Annotated in this window: 20 protein-coding genes and 1 riboswitch; of the genes, 12 read left to right on the top strand and 8 right to left on the bottom strand. The window is 59.3% G+C overall.

Going from position 1 to position 17,437, the window contains the following annotated elements:
• Positions 1 to 45: 45 nt before the first annotated feature.
• The 3 genes from ACRZ9X_RS14190 to petA are packed head-to-tail and all read right to left on the bottom strand — an operon-like array spanning position 46 to position 2,777.
• A complete protein-coding gene (locus ACRZ9X_RS14190) occupies positions 46 to 831 on the bottom strand; it encodes a cytochrome c1 (protein ID WP_480519927.1) in 786 nt (261 codons plus the stop codon).
• 17 nt (positions 832 to 848) lie between these two features.
• A complete protein-coding gene (gene petB, locus ACRZ9X_RS14195) occupies positions 849 to 2,180 on the bottom strand; it encodes a cytochrome b (protein ID WP_480519929.1) in 1,332 nt (443 codons plus the stop codon).
• Between the two features lie 12 nt (positions 2,181 to 2,192).
• Complete coding sequence (petA, locus tag ACRZ9X_RS14200; RefSeq protein WP_480519931.1) at positions 2,193 to 2,777, bottom strand: ubiquinol-cytochrome c reductase iron-sulfur subunit; 585 nt, start codon at positions 2,775 to 2,777, stop codon at positions 2,193 to 2,195.
• Positions 2,778 to 3,264: 487 nt separating this feature from the next.
• Here petA and ACRZ9X_RS14205 point away from each other — a divergent pair, with 487 nt between their 5' ends.
• Positions 3,265 to 3,711: a c-type cytochrome gene (locus ACRZ9X_RS14205; RefSeq protein ID WP_480519933.1), complete on the top strand. Its 447-nt coding sequence runs from the start codon at positions 3,265 to 3,267 to the stop codon at positions 3,709 to 3,711.
• A 47-nt stretch (positions 3,712 to 3,758) separates the two neighbouring features.
• On the opposite strand, the gene ACRZ9X_RS14210 is transcribed toward ACRZ9X_RS14205, so the two are convergent.
• A complete protein-coding gene (locus ACRZ9X_RS14210) occupies positions 3,759 to 4,367 on the bottom strand; it encodes a glutathione S-transferase (RefSeq protein WP_480519935.1) in 609 nt (202 codons plus the stop codon).
• Positions 4,368 to 4,423: 56 nt separating this feature from the next.
• Positions 4,424 to 5,038: an FMN-binding negative transcriptional regulator gene (locus ACRZ9X_RS14215; RefSeq protein WP_480519937.1), complete on the bottom strand. Its 615-nt coding sequence runs from the start codon at positions 5,036 to 5,038 to the stop codon at positions 4,424 to 4,426.
• A 55-nt stretch (positions 5,039 to 5,093) separates the two neighbouring features.
• Positions 5,094 to 5,243: riboswitch (FMN riboswitch) on the top strand.
• A gap of 127 nt (positions 5,244 to 5,370) precedes the next feature.
• Between ACRZ9X_RS14215 and ACRZ9X_RS14220 the strand changes: the two genes are divergently transcribed.
• The 5 genes from ACRZ9X_RS14220 to cobO all read left to right on the top strand — a co-directional run bounded on the left by ACRZ9X_RS14220 (position 5,371) and on the right by cobO (position 9,334).
• A complete protein-coding gene (locus ACRZ9X_RS14220) occupies positions 5,371 to 5,811 on the top strand; it encodes a 6,7-dimethyl-8-ribityllumazine synthase (RefSeq protein ID WP_480519939.1) in 441 nt (146 codons plus the stop codon).
• Between the two features lie 127 nt (positions 5,812 to 5,938).
• Positions 5,939 to 7,039 carry a chorismate synthase gene (aroC, locus tag ACRZ9X_RS14225; RefSeq protein WP_480519941.1) on the top strand — a complete coding sequence of 367 codons (1,101 nt, stop codon included), beginning with the start codon at positions 5,939 to 5,941 and terminating at the stop codon, positions 7,037 to 7,039.
• Entirely contained in the window at positions 7,032 to 7,685 is a 654-nt protein-coding gene (locus ACRZ9X_RS14230; protein ID WP_480519943.1) for an HD domain-containing protein, read from the top strand. Before aroC ends, ACRZ9X_RS14230 begins: the two co-directional genes overlap by 8 nt.
• Before the next feature lie 54 nt (positions 7,686 to 7,739).
• Positions 7,740 to 8,675 carry a DMT family transporter gene (locus tag ACRZ9X_RS14235; RefSeq protein WP_480519945.1) on the top strand — a complete coding sequence of 312 codons (936 nt, stop codon included), beginning with the start codon at positions 7,740 to 7,742 and terminating at the stop codon, positions 8,673 to 8,675.
• A gap of 59 nt (positions 8,676 to 8,734) precedes the next feature.
• Entirely contained in the window at positions 8,735 to 9,334 is a 600-nt protein-coding gene (gene cobO / locus ACRZ9X_RS14240; RefSeq protein WP_480519947.1) for a cob(I)yrinic acid a,c-diamide adenosyltransferase, read from the top strand.
• Positions 9,335 to 9,414: 80 nt separating this feature from the next.
• Here cobO and ACRZ9X_RS14245 read toward each other — a convergent pair whose 3' ends face one another.
• The 3 genes from ACRZ9X_RS14245 to ACRZ9X_RS14255 all read right to left on the bottom strand — a co-directional run bounded on the left by ACRZ9X_RS14245 (position 9,415) and on the right by ACRZ9X_RS14255 (position 11,833).
• On the bottom strand, positions 9,415 to 9,780 hold the full coding sequence (locus ACRZ9X_RS14245; protein ID WP_480519949.1) for an SPW repeat domain-containing protein: 366 nt from the start codon (positions 9,778 to 9,780) through the stop codon (positions 9,415 to 9,417).
• Between the two features lie 108 nt (positions 9,781 to 9,888).
• Positions 9,889 to 10,839, bottom strand: coding sequence for an AraC family transcriptional regulator (locus ACRZ9X_RS14250; RefSeq protein ID WP_480519951.1), 951 nt, complete (start codon positions 10,837 to 10,839; stop codon positions 9,889 to 9,891).
• A 127-nt stretch (positions 10,840 to 10,966) separates the two neighbouring features.
• Positions 10,967 to 11,833: a branched-chain amino acid aminotransferase gene (locus tag ACRZ9X_RS14255; RefSeq protein WP_480519953.1), complete on the bottom strand. Its 867-nt coding sequence runs from the start codon at positions 11,831 to 11,833 to the stop codon at positions 10,967 to 10,969.
• 160 nt (positions 11,834 to 11,993) lie between these two features.
• Between ACRZ9X_RS14255 and ACRZ9X_RS14260 the strand changes: the two genes are divergently transcribed.
• The 6 genes from ACRZ9X_RS14260 (at position 11,994) to dxs (ending at position 17,246) form a co-directional block, all read left to right on the top strand.
• Positions 11,994 to 12,506, top strand: coding sequence for a MarR family winged helix-turn-helix transcriptional regulator (locus ACRZ9X_RS14260; protein WP_480519955.1), 513 nt, complete (start codon positions 11,994 to 11,996; stop codon positions 12,504 to 12,506).
• A complete protein-coding gene (locus tag ACRZ9X_RS14265) occupies positions 12,503 to 13,204 on the top strand; it encodes a response regulator (protein ID WP_480519957.1) in 702 nt (233 codons plus the stop codon). Before ACRZ9X_RS14260 ends, ACRZ9X_RS14265 begins: the two co-directional genes overlap by 4 nt.
• Before the next feature lie 69 nt (positions 13,205 to 13,273).
• Positions 13,274 to 14,200, top strand: a complete 927-nt coding sequence (locus ACRZ9X_RS14270) for a histone deacetylase family protein (protein ID WP_480519959.1) — start codon at positions 13,274 to 13,276, stop codon at positions 14,198 to 14,200.
• On the top strand, positions 14,197 to 14,439 hold the full coding sequence (locus ACRZ9X_RS14275; protein ID WP_480519961.1) for an exodeoxyribonuclease VII small subunit: 243 nt from the start codon (positions 14,197 to 14,199) through the stop codon (positions 14,437 to 14,439). Before ACRZ9X_RS14270 ends, ACRZ9X_RS14275 begins: the two co-directional genes overlap by 4 nt.
• On the top strand, positions 14,440 to 15,303 hold the full coding sequence (locus ACRZ9X_RS14280; protein ID WP_480519963.1) for a polyprenyl synthetase family protein: 864 nt from the start codon (positions 14,440 to 14,442) through the stop codon (positions 15,301 to 15,303).
• 14 nt (positions 15,304 to 15,317) lie between these two features.
• Positions 15,318 to 17,246 carry a 1-deoxy-D-xylulose-5-phosphate synthase gene (dxs, locus tag ACRZ9X_RS14285; RefSeq protein ID WP_480519965.1) on the top strand — a complete coding sequence of 643 codons (1,929 nt, stop codon included), beginning with the start codon at positions 15,318 to 15,320 and terminating at the stop codon, positions 17,244 to 17,246.
• Positions 17,247 to 17,437 lie beyond the last annotated feature (191 nt).

Here is a 17,437-nt window from a genome sequence, read left to right on the forward strand (position 1 = left end):
CAGCCAATGGCGCGGGGGTTTCAGCTTTCAGGTATTGAAGGCTGATCAGGCTTTCTTCTTGCCTTTCACACCGGCCCACAGACGCTTGTTCACCAGATACAGCAGAACCGACAGGACCGTCAGGAACAGGACACCGACAAATCCGGAGTATTTACGTTCCATCATCTTCGGTTCGGCTGTCCACATCAGGAAGGCGGCGATGTCTTCGGACATGGCTTCGACGGTTGCAGGGTGACCATCTGCAAATTCGACCTGATCTTCCGACAATGGCGGTGCCATCGAAATCCAGCCACCGGGGAAGGCCTTGTTTTCGTACAGAACGGTGCCTGCCTCTTCCTTTTCTTCACCTGTGTAACCGTCCAGCAGCGAGGCGATGTATTCCGCGCCACCCATGCCTTTGAACAGTTGGTTGATCCCCAGACCGTAGGGGCCGTGGAACCCGGCACGGGCCTTTGCCATCAGGCTCAGGTCCGGCGCGCCAACACCGTTATTGGCCGGGAAGTGATCGACGGGCTTTGCCGGACGGAAGTCATCCAGTTCCGGGTCAAACACTTCGAAATTGGCTTCGGAATAGGCTATAACCTCTTCTTCCGAATAACCCAGATCCTCAAGCGTCCGCAGCGGTACATATTGCAGGCCGTGGCAGGCTGCGCAGACCTCTGTATAGATCTGCAGACCGCGCTGCAGCTGGTTCTGATCCCAGGTGCCAAACGGCCCTTCGAACGAGAAGTGGAAATCCTCGATATGCTGCTCGCCACCACCTGCTGCGAAAGACGCAGCAGGGGTCAGGGCGATAGCAAACGCGGCACCGATTGCAAGTTTCTTGAACATGTTTCCGGTCCCTCTTCTTACTCGGCCGGCGTGGCGTCGGCGTCAGCCTTGCCATAATGCGCGTTGAAGTCTTCTTCGATGGTCTCGGGCTGCGCCTCGGGTTTCTCGATGACACCCAGGATCGGCAGGATCACGAAGAAATAGGCGAACCAATAGGCCGACGCGATCAGCGAGAAGGTCGCATAGGGCTCCTCGGCGGGCATCGCCCCCAGCCACATCAGGGCAAAGAAGTCGATGATCAGCAGGTAGAACCACCATTTGAACATCGGACGGTACTTGCCCGACCGCACGCTCGAGGTATCCAGCCACGGCGCCAGAGCCATCGCCAGGATCGCACCGAACATCGCGATCACACCAAAGAACTTGGCGTCGATGATGCCGCCGGTGATGAAGCTGGCGAATTGCACAACCCAGACCTCACCGGTGAAGGCCCGCAGGATCGCGTAGAACGGCAGGAAATACCATTCGGGCACGATGTGTGCCGGCGTGACCAGCGGGTTGGCCTCGATATAGTTATCGGGGTGGCCCAGATAGTTCGGCATGAAGCCCACAACCGCCCAGAACACGACCAGGATCACGGCCAGTGCGAACAGGTCCTTGATCACGAAATAGGGCCAGAAGGGCAGCGTGTCTTTCTCAGCCTCGGCTTTCGAGCCACGGCGCACTTCAACACCCGTGGGGTTGTTGTTGCCGGTGGTGTGGAAGGCCCAGATATGCACGATCACCAGCGCCGCGATGACAAACGGCAGCAGGTAGTGCAGCGAGAAGAAGCGGTTCAGCGTGGCGTTGTCCACTGCGGGTCCGCCCAGCAGCCAGGTCTGGATCGCGTCACCCACAAACGGGATCGCGCCGAACAGGCCGGTAATCACGGTGGCCCCCCAGAAGGACATCTGGCCCCAGGGCAGAACGTAACCCATGAAGGCGGTGCCCATCATCATCAGGTAGATCAGCATGCCGATGATCCACGTGATCTCACGCGGGGCTTTGTACGAGCCGTAGAACAGGCCGCGGAAGATGTGGATGTAGACCGCAACAAAGAACAGCGATGCGCCGTTCATGTGCAGATAGCGCAGCATATAGCCGCCATTCACGTTGCGCATGATGTGTTCGATGCTGGCAAAGGCCATATCGACATGCGGGGTGTAGTGCATCACCAGTACGATGCCGGTGACAATCTGCAACGCCAGGCAGAAGGCCAACACGATGCCCCAGATCCACCACCAGTTCAGGTTCTTGGGGGTGGGGATCATGATGGTGTCGTAGATCAGGCCGACAATCGGCAGGCGGCTGTTCAGCCACTTCTCGCCGTTGGTCTTTGGCTCATAGTGGTCGTGGGGAATTCCTGACATTCTGGGTCTCCCTTAGCCGAGTTTGATGGTGCTGTTGTCCACCCATTCAGCGGGCGGAACGGGCAGGTTTTCAGGTGCGGGGCCTCTGCGGATACGACCGGCAAGGTCATAGTGCGAGCCGTGGCAAGGGCAGAACCAGCCGCCAAAGTCACCGGCATCGCCCAGCGGAACACAACCGAGGTGCGTACACACGCCCATCTGAACGATCCAGGCACCGGGTGCTTCGCCCTCGGGCGAAGGCATGACGCGGTTGGCATCCGTTGCGGGTGCATCGGCATTCAGGTTGAAGTTCCGCGCCAGCGGGTCGGGCAGATCGCCAACGGCTTCCTCGTCCTGCTGCTGAGCTTCCTGAATTTCGGCACCGGTGCGGTGACGGATGAACACGGGCTTGCCCAGCCATTTCACGGTCAGCTGCGTACCCGGCTCGACCCCGCTGACATCCACGCGGATCGACGACAGCGCCTGAACGTCTGCGGATGGGTTCATTTGGTTCACCAGGGGCCAAACGGCTGCCCCCGTCGCAACGACACCTGCGCCGCCAGCGACGTAGTAGAGGAAATCTCTGCGGTTGCCTTCGTGGTCTTCTGCGTGGGACACGAGGTTTTCTCCGATTACCAGCGCCCGAGTTTCGGGCAAACATGCATCAGCACCGCATCAAAGCGGCGTCTCATCGCGGCTATCTATCCGGGAGAAAACGGTTCGTCCAGCGGTCATAGGCGCGCACTACGCCGCATCTGGGCATTCATGTCACTACGCAGAGGCGAAAATTCAAGTTCCGGCGTCATTTTGTGCGAATGGATGCGGTCGAACCCCGAATCAGACAGTGGATGATTCGCCGGTGCTGATAAGGACAGGTTGCCCGCTCCACACAGGCGGCATCCGCCTTGGATATGACCGGATGTCACCGGAAAATCGCCCTGAAATCGTCGTCAGAATTTCACGCTTGGCGCGAATCCGGCGCTGGTAAATTACGCCTCAGAAATAGATATTTTTAAACCGGGCCGTCGGGGCAGATTTCAATTGCACTTTTTACGAGAGTGACCATACGCAGCAATCAATTCACCCATCAATCGCGAGAAGAGCCATGTCAAAGATCACAGCCATCGCAACGCTGCTTACACTTGCCACCGCACCCCACGCACTGGCCGCCGGAGACCCGATCCGGGGCGAAAAGCTCTACAATCGCTGTTCTTCGTGCCACGCGATCATCAAAGATGGCGAGGTTCTGGTCAAAGGCGGCATAACCGGGCCGAATCTCTACGGCGTGGTCGGCCGTATCGCGGGATCTGAGAACGATTATCTGAATGGCAGCGAACGCCTGCCCATCGGAATGTTCACGGATGACATGATCCGCGCCGGTCAGGAGGGTTTGGTCTGGACCGAAGAAAACATCGCGGCCTATTCCAAAGACCCGATCGGTTTTATTCAGGATTATCTTGGCGATGACACCGCTCGTCCAAATATGAGCGTCAAACTGAAGAAAGGCGCAGAAGATATTGCTGCCTATCTCGTTACTTTCAGCGCCCCCTGAGCGTATCTAAAGGCCGGGGCCGTTCAGCCCCGGCCTTACCCGTGCGATCAGACCGGTGGACGCGTCGCCACCATGCTGGGCCGTGCGCTGAACGTGGCATACCATGCCGCCAGCGCATCATTGCCTTTACGCCAGCCTCGCGCGTCATGGCGCAGATCGAGGTACCCCAGCGCGCACCCCACCGCGATCTGCCCCATATCCAGCGGGCCTGAAAGATGCGCCAGCCAACGCTGGTTCAGTGCCGTGCAAGCACGTTCGATCTTAAGCCATTGAGCGTCGACCCATGCAGTCCACTGCATCTCTTCGGGGCGCAACCGGCTCTCATATGTCATCAGCAGCGCCGCATCCAGAATACCGTCGGCCAGCGCTTCAAGCGTCAGCACATCCCAGCGCCGAGCCCCCTCCGGGTAAAAGCCCGTCTGCGCCCGGGCATCCATGAAAGCGCAGATCACGCGGCTGTCGAACAATGTGGGCCCGTCGGAGCGCTCCAGCGCCGGAACCTTGGTCAATGGCGCCTTGCCGATCAGTGCCTCGGCGGGGGCGACGGGAGTACTGGCCACGCCCTGCACCTCAACATCTTCAAGCTGGTTGGTCTCGTGCAGCAGAACCATGACCTTACGCACATATGGTGAGGTCGGGCTGTGATAAAGGTTCATATCAGGTCTCCTTGCCTGACGCGCAGAGTACAGCAGGCAGAGCAAAACAAAACCCGCTACGCGCCACGCATCAGACCCCGCAATGTCTTCAACTCATGGCCGAAACTGTCATCTGCGATCCGGTCGGCTGCACGCTGCCGCACATCGTCCGGCTTGTTCTGGTTTAGTTTCCAGGTGCCCTCGATATCGCTGATATGCAAGCGGCAGGGCACGATCATCCGCAAGAACCGTCCCAGCACCTCGTCAGACATCTTCGACGCCAGCCACGGGGGTTTCGGCAGCAACCGATCCTCGAAAAACGCTGTTTGCCGGTCCAGCATACCCCGCAACTCTTCGGGTGGGCAAAGTTCAAGCTGACCCGTCAGGTGCACCGCCACGTAATTCCATGTGGGCACCTGGTCGTCGACCCCATACCAATCGGGCGAGACATACCCGTCAGGCCCCGAAACCGCGATGCGTGCCGCAACCGGCATCTTTAGCGCGCGAACGATCGGATTTGACCGAACCAGATGCAATTCGGCCAGGGAGGCATCCTCGTTCAGCAGAAACGGAACATGGCTTATCAGCGGCGCTGCATCAGTGGACACCGCCAACGCGCCAAAGGCACGGTCACGCGCAAAGACGGCATTCTGTGCTGCGGTCTCGGTCCGAAAGGCGGGGTTGGGGTGCATGGCGATCCTCCTGCCGAATTCTCTTGCAGAACCGATGCGCGCTTGGCAAGCTCCGCCTCGTTCTCAGGGCGGGGCGAAATTCCCCACCGGCGGTATGCGGGCTGCGACCCGTAAGCCCGCGAGCGGCCCCGGATCCTCCGGGGTGACAGCAGATCTGGTGAGAGGCCAGAGCCGACGGTCATAGTCCGGATGAAAGAGAACGTGCAGCGTGTCGCACAGCGGCGCGTCTGTCCGTGATCGCCTTGGGTGACGTGTCATGCCGGGCTGGCAGCGAAAAGTGGGAACCGGTTTTCGCGACCGCCAGCAGGCCACCAAACTGAAAGGAGATCACCATGACACACACCCGCTATGCTTTCATCAAAGCCAACTGGCATGCAGATATCGTCGACCGCGCTCTGGATGGGTTCCTTGAACGCATTCCGGCCGACCAGGTCGATGTTTTCGACGTCCCCGGTGCCTTCGAGATGCCGTTGCTGGCCCGCGATCTGGCCCAGACAGGGCGATACGCCGCAATCGCCTGCGCTGCCTTTGTTGTCGATGGCGGCATCTACCGCCACGATTTCGTCGCCCAGGCCGTGGTGGACGGCCTGATGCGCGCCGGTCTCGATACTGGCGTCCCGGTCCTCTCGGTTTCGCTGACCCCGCACCAGTATCAGGAAACCGACCACCACAACGCCATCTACCGCGCGCACTTCGTCGAAAAGGGGCGCGAGGCCGCCCAGGCAGCACTCAGCATCACGACAACCCGATCAAAGCTTGCTGCCGCCGCCTGATCTTCATCTTTTCAAAAATACTCAATCGCGCTGCCCACCGGGCAGCGCTCCTGACCCATCCAGCCGCAAATCCGCTTGAGGCCAAAGGCACTCCCCGCTAATCACGACCCTCAAAGGAGCACGCCCTATGTCGATGAACAGTTTCGGACATCTCTTCCGCGTTACCACCTGGGGCGAAAGCCATGGACCCGCCTTGGGCGCGACGGTCGATGGCTGTCCGCCGGGCGTCAGCATCGACGAAGCGATGATCCAGCACTGGCTGGACAAGCGCAAACCGGGGCAGAACAAGTTCACCACCCAGCGACGCGAGCCCGATCAGGTGAAAATCCTGTCCGGTGTGTTCGAAGGCCAGACCACCGGAACCCCGGTCCAGCTGATGATCGAAAACACCGATCAGCGCTCGAAAGACTATGGTGATATCATGGACAAGTTCCGCCCGGGCCACGCGGATATCACCTATTGGCAGAAATACGGTATCCGCGACTATCGCGGCGGCGGGCGTAGCTCGGCCCGTGAAACCGCATCCCGCGTGGCCGCCGGAGGGCTGGCGCGCGAGGCCATCAAACAAATCGCGCCGAATGTGCAGATCACCGGCTACATGACGCAGATCGGACCTCGCAAGATCGACCGCGCCAATTTCGACTGGTCCCAGATAGACCAGAACCCATTCTGGACACCTGACACGCAGGCCGCCGAAGACTGGGCGACCTATCTCGATGACCTGCGCAAATCCGGCAACTCGGTCGGCGCTGTGGTCGAGGTTGTGGCGCGCGGCGTTCCCGCCGGGCTGGGCGCGCCGATTTACGCCAAGTTAGACACGGATCTGGCTGCTGCGATGATGTCGATCAACGCCGTCAAAGGCGTCGAGATCGGCGAGGGTATGGCAGCCGCCGAACTGACCGGCGAGGCCAATGCGGATGAGATTTTCATGGGCCAGAACGGCCCCCAATACAGCTCGAACCATGCAGGCGGTATTCTGGGCGGCATCTCGACCGGGCAGGACATCGTGGTGCGCTTTGCGGTGAAACCTACCTCATCGATCCTGACCACCCGCAAAACCATCACCAAATCGGGCGAAGAGACCGAGATCATCACCAAAGGTCGCCACGACCCATGCGTCGGCATCCGCGCCGTGCCGGTGGGCGAGGCGATGATGGCTTGCGTGATTCTTGATCACTTGCTGCTGCATCGCGGCCAGATCGGCGAGAATCGGGGGCAGATTGGCTGATCTGCGCAGCCGACTGCGCGCCGCTGTCGCGGAACGCATGAAGACCGACCCGGCTCATGATTTGGCGCATCTGGACAGGGTCTGGCGCAACGCTCAAGCCATTTCAGATAACCAGACGGACATGCAGGTGCTGTTGGCGGCCTGCTATCTGCACGATCTGGTGAATCTGCCCAAAGATGACCTTCAGCGACAGTTCGCATCGCGTCGATCTGCCGAACAATCAGAGCCTATTCTGAGGCAGATTGGGTTTTCCTCTGCCCGCATTGCCGCCACGCAACATGCGATTGCGGTCCACAGTTTTTCGGCCAATATTCCTCCGGAAACGCGCGAGGCCTGTATTCTGCGCGATGCCGATCGCCTGGATGCGCTGGGCGCAGTTGGCATTGCGCGAACTTTCATGGTCAGCGGCGCACTGGGTCGTGTGCTGTATGATCCGACCGACCCATTTGCGGAAAACCGACCTCTGGATGATTTGCGATTTTCGGTTGATCACTGGAAGGTCAAGCTTCTGAACTTGCCCGATGGCATGTTGACTGAGCCGGGTCGGGTTTTGGCGCGACGGCGGCTCGCTTGTTTGATTCAGTACCTCGAGGAGCTGGCCGATGAGATCGGCCGTCCCTTGCCAGCGTGCTGGAAGAATGCCTGATTGGTACAATACTTTCGTTGATCTTTGAACCGCAAAGGCGCAGATAAAGGCGCAATGGCTCAATCCTTAACATCGCATCGACCCATGCTCGCCGTGGGTCTGAAACTGAGTGCGCTGGTGTTATTCACCTCGATGGCGGCGCTGGTCAAAGCGCTGTCCGAGGATTTCCCGCCCGGCGAGATGGTGTTCTTCCGCTCGCTCTTTGCCATACCGGTCATCATCGGCTGGCTGATCTGGCGCCGAGAGCTGGCGCAGGGCTTTGTCGTCAAAAAACCTATGGGACATTTCTGGCGTGGAGTGCTGGGCACTTCGGCCATGGGACTGACCTTTACCGGCCTCAGCCTGCTGCCTTTGCCCGAAGTGACGGCCATCGGCTATGCGACCCCGATCTTTACCTTGATTCTCGCCGCATTCATGCTGGGTGAACGCATCCGTATGATCCGCATCGGCGCGGTGGCGATCGGTTTGCTGGGGGTTCTGATCATGATCTGGCCGCGCCTTGGTGGCAACAACATGGAACTCGCAGCCACCGTGGGGGCGCTTTGCGTTTTGGCGGCTACCATCGCGCGCGCGTTTGTGCAGATTCATATCCGACAGCTCGTACAGGTGGATCATCCGGCGGCCATTGTGTTTTATTTCTCGCTTATCGCAACAGGGCTATCGGCGTTGACCGCCTTCTGGGGATGGACCCTGCCCACCTGGAATCAGGCTCTGATACTCATCGCAATGGGTCTGATTGGCGGTGTCGCGCAGATTCTGGTGACCTCGTCTTACCGGTTCGGGCAGGCCTCGATGCTGGCACCCTATGATTACACGACCATGCTGTTTGCGATTGTCATTGGCTATATCTGGTTCGACGAATTGCCGACCCTGGTGATGCTGGGCGGGGCGACACTGGTTATTGCAGGCAATGTACTGGTCATTCTGCGCGAACATCAACTGGGGCTGGAACGTGGAAAGGCGCGTTCGGTCACGGACCCCAAAGCCTGACCTTTACCTTTGGCAAACTTCGCTTAGGTTGGGCGCAACATCGAAAAAAGGTTCCCCACATGAGCGACGCACAAGATCACAAGGAAAAGATGCAGAAGGTGCAAGCCCAGCACCGCAAGAAAGTGTCCGAGGCAGTCAATCCCGATCGGGGCCTTGTGCTGATCAATACGGGCAAGGGTAAGGGCAAGTCATCGGCTGCGTTTGGCGTGGTGATCCGGGCGCTGGGCTGGGGTCAGAAGGTCGCTGTGGTACAATTCATCAAAGGCAAATGGAAGACGGGCGAGCGGCGGTTCTTCGAGGAACGTGATCTGGTCACCTGGCACACGATGGGCGAAGGTTTTACCTGGGATACGCAGGACCGCGAGCGCGACATTGCCGCCGCCAATGCTGCTTTCGACAAGGCACGGGCGCTGATGCACAGCGGAGATTACGACCTTGTGGTGCTGGATGAGATCAATATTGCCTTGCGATATGAATACCTGTCTGTGGATCAGGTGATCGACGGGTTGAACGAGCGATCGGGCAAAACCAGCGTGTTTCTGACTGGCCGCGATGCGCCGCAGGCCTTGCGTGATTATGCCGATCTGGTCACGGAAATGACCGAAGAAAAGCACCCGTTCCAGGCTGGGATAAAAGCGCAGCGTGGTGTTGATTTCTAAGTAATAGAGACGAAAATGCCCCGGCCATGACCGGGGCATCCTTTGTGTGCTCTCGCGGGACAGACAGAGTGGCGCGCAGTCTAGGCTGCCGCAGTTTGTTCGGGGGCGCTGAGGGCGATGACAATGACCACGGCTGCGCCATTGACCCAGTAAAAGGCGGCATCCAGACCGGTAAACCCAAGCAGGCTGGGCGCGGCCAGGAACGTCAAACCGACCAGAAGGTCGACCGTCAGGTGGAGCTTGTAAGGCAGGACGCGCCAAATCCCCAGATGATGGTCCGTCAGAACGGTTAGCACAAAGGCCGCGACGCCGGTGACGACGGACAGCCAAAGTGCCAGCGGGTTGGATTGGCCCAGACCCAAAATAAAGGGCAGGGTCATCAGCGCGATGGCAACGGGATAGTCAAGATAGGCGTGAATATTGCGGGTGACGAAACGGGCGGACATGAAGGCTCCTTTCCTTGCTTGGCATATTGCTAAGATAGGGGACGGAAACCGAACGTATCAGCCCGGATCGTTCGCGATGAATTGCAGATCGTTCAAAATAGCGGGGCTTTAGTGCATCGCGCGGTAAGCTGCGGGAGACAGGCCAACCTGTTTTTTGAACACACGCGAAAAAGCGGCCTCGGACGCATATCCGACCTCGGCGGCGGCGTCGGCCACATTCCAGCGACTTTCGGTCAGGCCATGACATGCGATCTGCATCCGCCAGTCAGTCAGATACTGCATCGGTGTCGTTCCCATCTTTTCCGCAAAGAGCTGGGCAAAGGCAGTGCGGGACATGCCGGCTTCTCGCGCCAGCAGTTCGACACTCCAGTCCTGCGCCGGGGCCTGATGGAATGCAGTCAGCGCACGCGAGACCCGCTGATCGGCAAACCCCGCAAGAGCGGATTCGCTTGGGCTTTGATGCTCCAGATGGGCACGGATCGCCTGCGCAAACAGCACCTCGGACAGTTTCAGGGCGATCAGGTCACCACCGATCCGGGCACCGTTAACCTCGGATCCGATCATGCGCAGGGTGGATTCGATCCAGGCCCCGGCCTCTTCACCGTAGTTTTCGATCAGGATATAGGGCGGCAGGCGGTCAATCAGCATATGACCCGTGCCCTGACGCCCCGGCGGCCCGGTAAACGAGAAATGCCCGCAGATCAGCTGCGTGTCGCGGCTTTTGTCTTCCCCGCCATACACCAGAACGCCATCGCCTTTGTAACCCGCATCATCCAGCACCTGTTCCAGAGGCAGCGCGTCCAGTGGTTTGACTTCGTTGCACAACAGAGCGTGAGCTAATCCATGCGGGATCAATACAAGATCGCCCTGTTTCAAACGCAGCGTTTCGCCTGTGTTAGAGACATGTACCTTCAATTCCCCGCGCTGCACAAAGTGAAATCGCGCGACGTTTTCAAAGGCGGGAACCTGTATGCCGAATGGCGGCGTGAACGAGGTTCTGAAATAGAACGTTCCCCGCAGGGACAGGCGGGTGAGGATATCGCTGAGCAGATCTAACATGTGTGTAAGCTACACCAATACGCGCAGACGTCCAGTATGCTGAACGATCAGCAAGAATTCTCGCACGTTAGGACAAGAAAAACCCCCGCAATTCTGCGAGGGTTCTTGATTGCGACGTTTTGGGGCTTCAGGCGCGGACCAGCGCCTCGTAATCCGCAGCGATTTCGCGCGTCAGATCGCCAACCTCGAACGTGTAGTCGCCGATCTGTCCGACCGGAGTGACCTCGGCGGCGGTACCTGTCAGCCAGCACTGTTCGAAATCAGCCATTTCTTCGGGCTTGATCCGGCGCTCATGCACAGTGATGCCCTTGTCTTTCAGCATCTGGATGACAGTCTGGCGGGTGATGCCATTCAGAAAGCAATCGGCCAGCGGCGTGTGGACTTCGCCGTCCTTGACGAAAAAGACATTGGCACCGGTGGCCTCGGCCACGTAACCGCGCCAATCCATGAACAGCGCGTCCGAGCAGCCCTTGGCCTCGGCCTTGTGCTTTGAAATGGTGCAGATCATGTAAAGACCTGCCGCCTTGGCGTGAACCGGGATCGTTTCGGGGCTGGGGCGTTTCCATTCCGCGATGTCCAGCTTGGCGCCCTGCATTTTGGCGTCGCCATAATAAGCGCCCCATGGCCAGACAGCCACAGCCATCCGCACCGGATTCTTGGCCGACGCCACACCCATATCGTCGCCCGACCCCCGCCACACCAGAACGCGCACATAGGCGTCTTGCAGGCCGCTGGCGTTCAGGGCTTCTTCCTTGGCGGCCTCGATATCGTCCACCGTATACGGCATCGGCATATCCAGCGCCTCGGCCGAGGCAATCAGGCGCTCGGAATGAGCGCGGCTTTTGAAGATCTTGCCATTATAGGCCCGTTCGCCTTCAAATACCGAAGACGCGTAGTGCATCGCATGGGTCAGGATGTGCACATTGGCCTCGCGCCAAGGCACCAGTTTGCCATCCAACCAGATGACACCGTCACGATCGTCATACCCCGCCATGCGAAACCTCCTGCCTTGGGTTGATGAGTTCGAATGTTGCGCCTGACCGGTCTGATCCGGCGACAAAATTGCGCAAAAACTGCGGTTCGATACCTGTCTGCCCTTGGAATGTCAATAACGCTGACATAAACTCGGAAATGAGTAACGAATGAGGCACGATATGTCGGATATCCGCCCCGCCCAGGTTTTTGGCGGAGAAAGTCTGTTGTTTCTGACAGATGAACAGCTGCGGCAGGGCATCGAGGCAATGTTTTTTGCCTATCGCGGATTTACCGCCGATCCGGACCGCATACTGTCGGACATGGCCTATGGGCGAGCGCATCACCGGGCGATCCACTTTATCAATCGGGCACCGGGAACCACTGTGAACAACCTGTTGGCCATATTAGGTGTGACCAAACAGTCCCTGAACCGGGTGTTGCGAACCTTGATCGAGGACGGTTTGGTTCAAAGTCGTGTGGGGACAGTGGACAAACGGGAAAGACATCTATTTCTGACAGAAGAGGGTCGTGCGCTAGAGGCCACATTGTCCGAAGCGCAGCGCGTTCGGATGCGCGCGGCGTATAAGGATGCGGGTCCCGAGGCGGTTTCGGGATTTCGTAAAGTACTTGAAGCAATGATGGATGCTGATATGCGTCATGCCTACAAGAAATTGCGGGATACCACCTCATGAGTGATATGGATGCCCACCTTCTGATCGTGGATGATGACGAGCGTATTCGGGATTTGCTCAAGAAATTCCTGATGCGCAACGGGTTTCTTGTCACATCAGCGCGCGATGCGTCTCATGCCAGGCGCGTCTTGTCGGGGTTGGATTTCGACATGATTGTGCTGGATGTCATGATGCCGGGTGAGGATGGCGTGAGCCTGACCAAGGCGTTGCGGGAAACAAATGCGACCCCGATCCTGCTTTTGACCGCACGTGGCGAGACCGAGCATCGTATCGCAGGGCTTGAAGCCGGAGCGGATGACTATCTGGCCAAACCGTTTGAACCGAAAGAGCTTTTGCTGCGGATCAACGCCATTCTGCGGCGTATGCCGGAGACGCCTGCGCAAGATACGGTTGCGAAGATATTGAACCTCGGCCCGATCCGGTACGATATCGAACGCGGAGAGATGTGGCAGGGCGAGGACCCAGTGCGCCTGACCGCCACCGAAAGCCAGCTGATGAAGATTTTTTCGGCGCAGCCGGGCGAGCCGATCAGCCGGGCCAAACTGGTTGAAGATCTGGGCCGCGACAAGGGCCAGGCGCAGGAACGGGCCGTGGATGTGCAGATCACGCGGCTGCGGCGCAAGATCGAGCAGGACCCGAAACAGCCGCGCTATCTGCAGACCGTGCGCGGCGCCGGGTATATGCTGGCGCCGGATTGATTTAGCCGCTGCGCGGCGGTTTTTTGCCTTCGGCGAGGATATTTTTAGCCAGATGAAGATGGGATCCCGATGACGACTGCGCTTTTGACTCATGCCGATTGTTTGGGCCACGTTACGCCGGACGGACACCCGGAGCGGGTGGCGCGGTTGGAGCATGTTTTGCGCGCGTTAGAGCCTTTGGAGTTGGATCGACGCACGGCTCCGATGGTGGCCGATGACGATCTGTTGCGGGTGCATCCGCAGAGTCATATCGACGAAATTCGACGCAGCAGACCAGTTGAGGGGTTTGCTCAGATCGATGGGGATACGTTTTTGTCGCCGGGATCGGTCGATGCGGCCTATCGCGCGGCAGGGGCGGCGGTGCGGGCGGTCGATCTGGTCTTAGGCGGAGAGGTCGGGAATGCGTTCTGCGCCATTCGTCCACCGGGGCATCATGCGGAATCCGAGACGGCAATGGGGTTTTGCCTGTTCGGCAATGCGGCGCTGGCGGCTAAGCATGCGCTGGATCATCACGGGCTGAGCCGTGTCGCTGTGGTGGATTTCGATGTGCATCACGGCAATGGCACGCAGGACCTGTTGTGGGACGAGCGGCGGGCGCTGGTGATCACCAGCCAGCAGATGCCGCTGTGGCCCGGCACAGGCCGCGCGGATGAGACGGGCGCGTTTGAAACGGTGGTGAACATGCCGCTGGCCCCCGGCACCGGCGGCTCGGAAATGCGCGCGGCCTATGAGGCGCAGGCCTTTCCGCGTCTACGCGCGTTCAAGCCGGAACTGATCATCATCTCTGCCGGGTTCGATGCGCATCAGGATGATCCGCTGGCCAATCTCAACTGGTCCACGGGGGATTTTGCCTGGATCACCGCCGAGTTGTGCAAGATCGCCGCTGAGGTTTGTGGGGGGCGTATCGTCTCGACTCTGGAAGGCGGGTATGATCTGAACGCATTGGCCGAGGCGACACGCGCCCATGTGGAAGAACTGATAAAGGCAGCACGATGACCGATACTCCAGTCGAACAGATGACGTTTGAACAGGCGATGAAAGAGCTTGAGGCCGTCGTGGGCCAGCTGGAACGCGGGGATGTGGCGCTGGACCAGTCCATTGCGCTGTATGAGCGCGGAGCGGCGTTGAAGAAACGCTGCGAGGACGAGTTGAAGCGCGCCGAGGAAAAGGTGGCCGCGATCACGCTGAACGCGGATGGTCAGCCCACCGGGACGACGCCTGTCGAAGGTCAGTAAATGTTTCGTGAAAGGCTGGCGCAGGACGCGGCGCGGATTCAGGGCCATTTCGATCTGGTTCTGGGGGGGCTGGACGATCTGGACGTGACCCGGGCCATGGCCTACGCCACCGAGGGCGGCAAACGTCTGCGCGGGTTTCTGGTGCTCGAGAGTGCGCGGTTGCATGGGGTCGATGAAACCCGAGCGATCTGGCCTGCCACCGCCATAGAAGCGCTGCACGCCTATTCGCTGGTTCATGACGATCTGCCTTGCATGGATGATGATGACCTGCGGCGCGGTCGCCCCACGGTTCATGTGAAATGGGATGACGGGACGGCCGTTCTGGCCGGGGATGCGCTGCAGACATTGGCCTTTGAGCTATGCGCCCAACCCGAAGTTGGTCATGCCGAAATCCGCGCCGATTTGACCCTAACACTGGCGAAAGCAAGCGGTGCGCAGGGGATGGTATTGGGTCAAGCCCTTGACATCGCGGCGGAGACGTCAGACCCGCTGACATTGGATCAGATTACGCGCTTACAGGCGGGAAAGACCGGAGCCCTTATTGAATGGTCAGCGTGCGCTGGGGCGCGTCTGGCGCAGGCCGACCCGACCCCCTTGCGCCAATATGCCCAAGCGCTTGGCCTTGCTTTTCAGATCGCCGATGACATTCTTGATGTCGAGGGGGATGCCGAAAAGGCCGGAAAGCGACTGCAGAAAGATGCCGATGCGGGCAAGGCAACCTTTGTCTCGCTGCTAGGTCTGGATGCCGCCAAGTCCCGCGCAGCCGAACTGGTCGAACAGGCTTGCGCAGCGCTTGATGGGTACGGGCCGAAGGCAGAAACCTTGAAGCAGGCTGCCCGCTTCGTTATTGCCCGGGACAGCTAAGCCAGGATTGCCAAATGTCTGACCGCCCGAATACGCCTCTGCTGGACCTTGTGAACCGCCCTGCGGACCTCAAGCAGTTTTCGGACGCGCAGTTGCATCAGGTAGCGCAGGAATTGCGGGCTGAAACGATCTCGGCCGTGTCCGTCACTGGCGGGCACCTTGGGGCGGGGCTGGGTGTAGTGGAACTGACCACGGCGCTGCATGCGGTGTTCGATACGCCGCGCGACAAGATCATCTGGGATGTGGGCCACCAGTGCTATCCGCATAAAATCCTGACGGAAAGGCGCGACCGTATTCGCACCCTGCGCATGAAGGACGGGCTGAGCGGTTTCACCAAACGCAGCGAAAGCCCGTATGACCCGTTTGGCGCGGCCCATTCCAGCACCTCGATCAGTGCCGCGCTGGGGTTTGCCGTGGCGCGCGATCTGGGCGGTGTGACGCCCGAGGGGCTGGGCGATGCGATTGCCGTCATTGGCGATGGCTCGATGTCCGCAGGCATGGCCTTTGAGGCGATGAACAACGCAGGCCACCTGAAGAAGCGCCTGATCGTCATCCTGAATGACAACGAGATGAGCATTGCGCCGCCTGTGGGGGCCCTGTCAAACTACCTGTCGCGCATCTATGCCGAGGAACCGTTTCACGACCTGAAAGCTGCCGCCAAAGGCGCGGTTTCGCTGCTGCCAGAGCCCTTCCGAGAAGGCGCCAAGCGCGCCAAGGAGATGCTGAAAGGCATGGCCGTGGGCGGGACGCTGTTCGAAGAGTTGGGTTTTTCCTATCTCGGCCCCATCGACGGGCATGATATGGACCAGTTGCTGCCGGTTCTGCGCACCGTCAAGGCGCGGGCGACGGGGCCGATCCTGATCCATGTGCTGACCAAGAAGGGCAAGGGCTACGCCCCCGCCGAGCAGGCCCGCGACAAGGGTCATGCGACCGCCAAGTTCGATGTGGTGACGGGTGAGCAGAAGAAAGCACCGTCGAATGCGCCCTCTTATACTTCGGTCTTTGGCAAGACCCTGGTCGAAGAAGCCGCGCGGGATGACAAGATCGTCGCCGTGACCGCCGCGATGCCAGATGGCACCGGGTTGAACCTGTTTGCCGAGCGCTATCCGTCGCGCTGTTTCGATGTGGCGATCGCGGAACAGCACGGGGTGACCTTCTCGGCAGCACTTGCGGCCGGTGGGATGAAGCCGTTCTGCGCGATGTATTCGACCTTCCTTCAGCGTGGCTACGATCAGGTGGTGCATGATGTGGCGATCCAGCGCCTGCCGGTGCGCTTTGCCATCGACCGTGCGGGGCTGGTGGGCGCAGATGGTGCAACCCATGCGGGCTCGTTCGACATCGCCTATCTGGCCAACCTGCCCGGCATGGTTGTTATGGCCGCTGCGGATGAGGCTGAACTGATGCATATGGTTGCCACTGCTGTGGCCCACAACGATGGCCCAATCGCCTTCCGCTATCCGCGGGGCGAGGGCGTCGGCGTTGACTTGCCGGAACGGGGCGACGTGCTTGAGATCGGCAAGGGACGGATCATCCAGACAGGCGCGCGGGTTGCCCTGCTGTCATTCGGAACACGGCTGGCCGAAGTTCAGAAAGCCTCTGAAGCTTTGTCGGCCAAGGGTATTACGCCCACCATAGCGGATGCCCGGTTTGCCAAGCCATTAGACAAGGAACTTATTCTGGATCTGTCCGCACAGCATGAGGCCCTGATCACCATAGAAGAAGGGGCCGTGGGCGGTTTCGGCAGCCATGTCGCGCAGCTGTTGGCGGATGAGGGCGTGTTTGATCAGGGGCTCAAGTATCGGTCCATGGTTCTGCCGGATATCTTCATTGACCAGGCTAATCCTGCGGACATGTATGCGGTGGCCGGTATGAACGCTGAACAGATCGAAGCCAAGGTGCTGTCGGTTCTGGGTGTATCTTCGATCAGTGAGAAACGCGCCTAAGGATCGGGGCTCGCGACTCAAGAACGACTCACACTCATGCATTTGAATTCATGTATTTTTCTGTCATGTTTTTTAAAGTGCCTAAAAAATAAACATTTCTCGAAATGACTTAAGTCAATTTCCGGTCACTTGCGACTCGCTACAAGGCTGACAGAGCAGGCCCAACCCCTGCTCTTGTCGTAAAGGTCGCG

This window comes from Ruegeria sp. AL1 (assembly GCF_056540905.1).

What these genes read in the sequence shown, in the direction of transcription:
- ACRZ9X_RS14270 (WP_480519959.1), top strand. Translation starts at nt 13,274, where the DNA reads ATGACGACTGCGCTTTTGACTCATGCCGATTGTTTGGGCCACGTTACG.
- ACRZ9X_RS14245 (WP_480519949.1), bottom strand. Translation starts at nt 9,780, where the DNA reads ATGTCCGCCCGTTTCGTCACCCGCAATATTCACGCCTATCTTGACTAT.
- ACRZ9X_RS14190 (WP_480519927.1), bottom strand. Translation starts at nt 831, where the DNA reads ATGTTCAAGAAACTTGCAATCGGTGCCGCGTTTGCTATCGCCCTGACC.
- cobO (WP_480519947.1), top strand. Translation starts at nt 8,735, where the DNA reads ATGAGCGACGCACAAGATCACAAGGAAAAGATGCAGAAGGTGCAAGCC.
- aroC (WP_480519941.1), top strand. Translation starts at nt 5,939, where the DNA reads ATGTCGATGAACAGTTTCGGACATCTCTTCCGCGTTACCACCTGGGGC.
- dxs (WP_480519965.1), top strand. Translation starts at nt 15,318, where the DNA reads ATGTCTGACCGCCCGAATACGCCTCTGCTGGACCTTGTGAACCGCCCT.
- ACRZ9X_RS14220 (WP_480519939.1), top strand. Translation starts at nt 5,371, where the DNA reads ATGACACACACCCGCTATGCTTTCATCAAAGCCAACTGGCATGCAGAT.
- ACRZ9X_RS14260 (WP_480519955.1), top strand. Translation starts at nt 11,994, where the DNA reads ATGTCGGATATCCGCCCCGCCCAGGTTTTTGGCGGAGAAAGTCTGTTG.
- ACRZ9X_RS14210 (WP_480519935.1), bottom strand. Translation starts at nt 4,367, where the DNA reads ATGAACCTTTATCACAGCCCGACCTCACCATATGTGCGTAAGGTCATG.
- petB (WP_480519929.1), bottom strand. Translation starts at nt 2,180, where the DNA reads ATGTCAGGAATTCCCCACGACCACTATGAGCCAAAGACCAACGGCGAG.
- ACRZ9X_RS14235 (WP_480519945.1), top strand. Translation starts at nt 7,740, where the DNA reads ATGGCTCAATCCTTAACATCGCATCGACCCATGCTCGCCGTGGGTCTG.
- ACRZ9X_RS14265 (WP_480519957.1), top strand. Translation starts at nt 12,503, where the DNA reads ATGAGTGATATGGATGCCCACCTTCTGATCGTGGATGATGACGAGCGT.
- ACRZ9X_RS14255 (WP_480519953.1), bottom strand. Translation starts at nt 11,833, where the DNA reads ATGGCGGGGTATGACGATCGTGACGGTGTCATCTGGTTGGATGGCAAA.
- ACRZ9X_RS14275 (WP_480519961.1), top strand. Translation starts at nt 14,197, where the DNA reads ATGACCGATACTCCAGTCGAACAGATGACGTTTGAACAGGCGATGAAA.
- ACRZ9X_RS14215 (WP_480519937.1), bottom strand. Translation starts at nt 5,038, where the DNA reads ATGCACCCCAACCCCGCCTTTCGGACCGAGACCGCAGCACAGAATGCC.
- ACRZ9X_RS14280 (WP_480519963.1), top strand. Translation starts at nt 14,440, where the DNA reads ATGTTTCGTGAAAGGCTGGCGCAGGACGCGGCGCGGATTCAGGGCCAT.
- ACRZ9X_RS14250 (WP_480519951.1), bottom strand. Translation starts at nt 10,839, where the DNA reads ATGTTAGATCTGCTCAGCGATATCCTCACCCGCCTGTCCCTGCGGGGA.
- ACRZ9X_RS14205 (WP_480519933.1), top strand. Translation starts at nt 3,265, where the DNA reads ATGTCAAAGATCACAGCCATCGCAACGCTGCTTACACTTGCCACCGCA.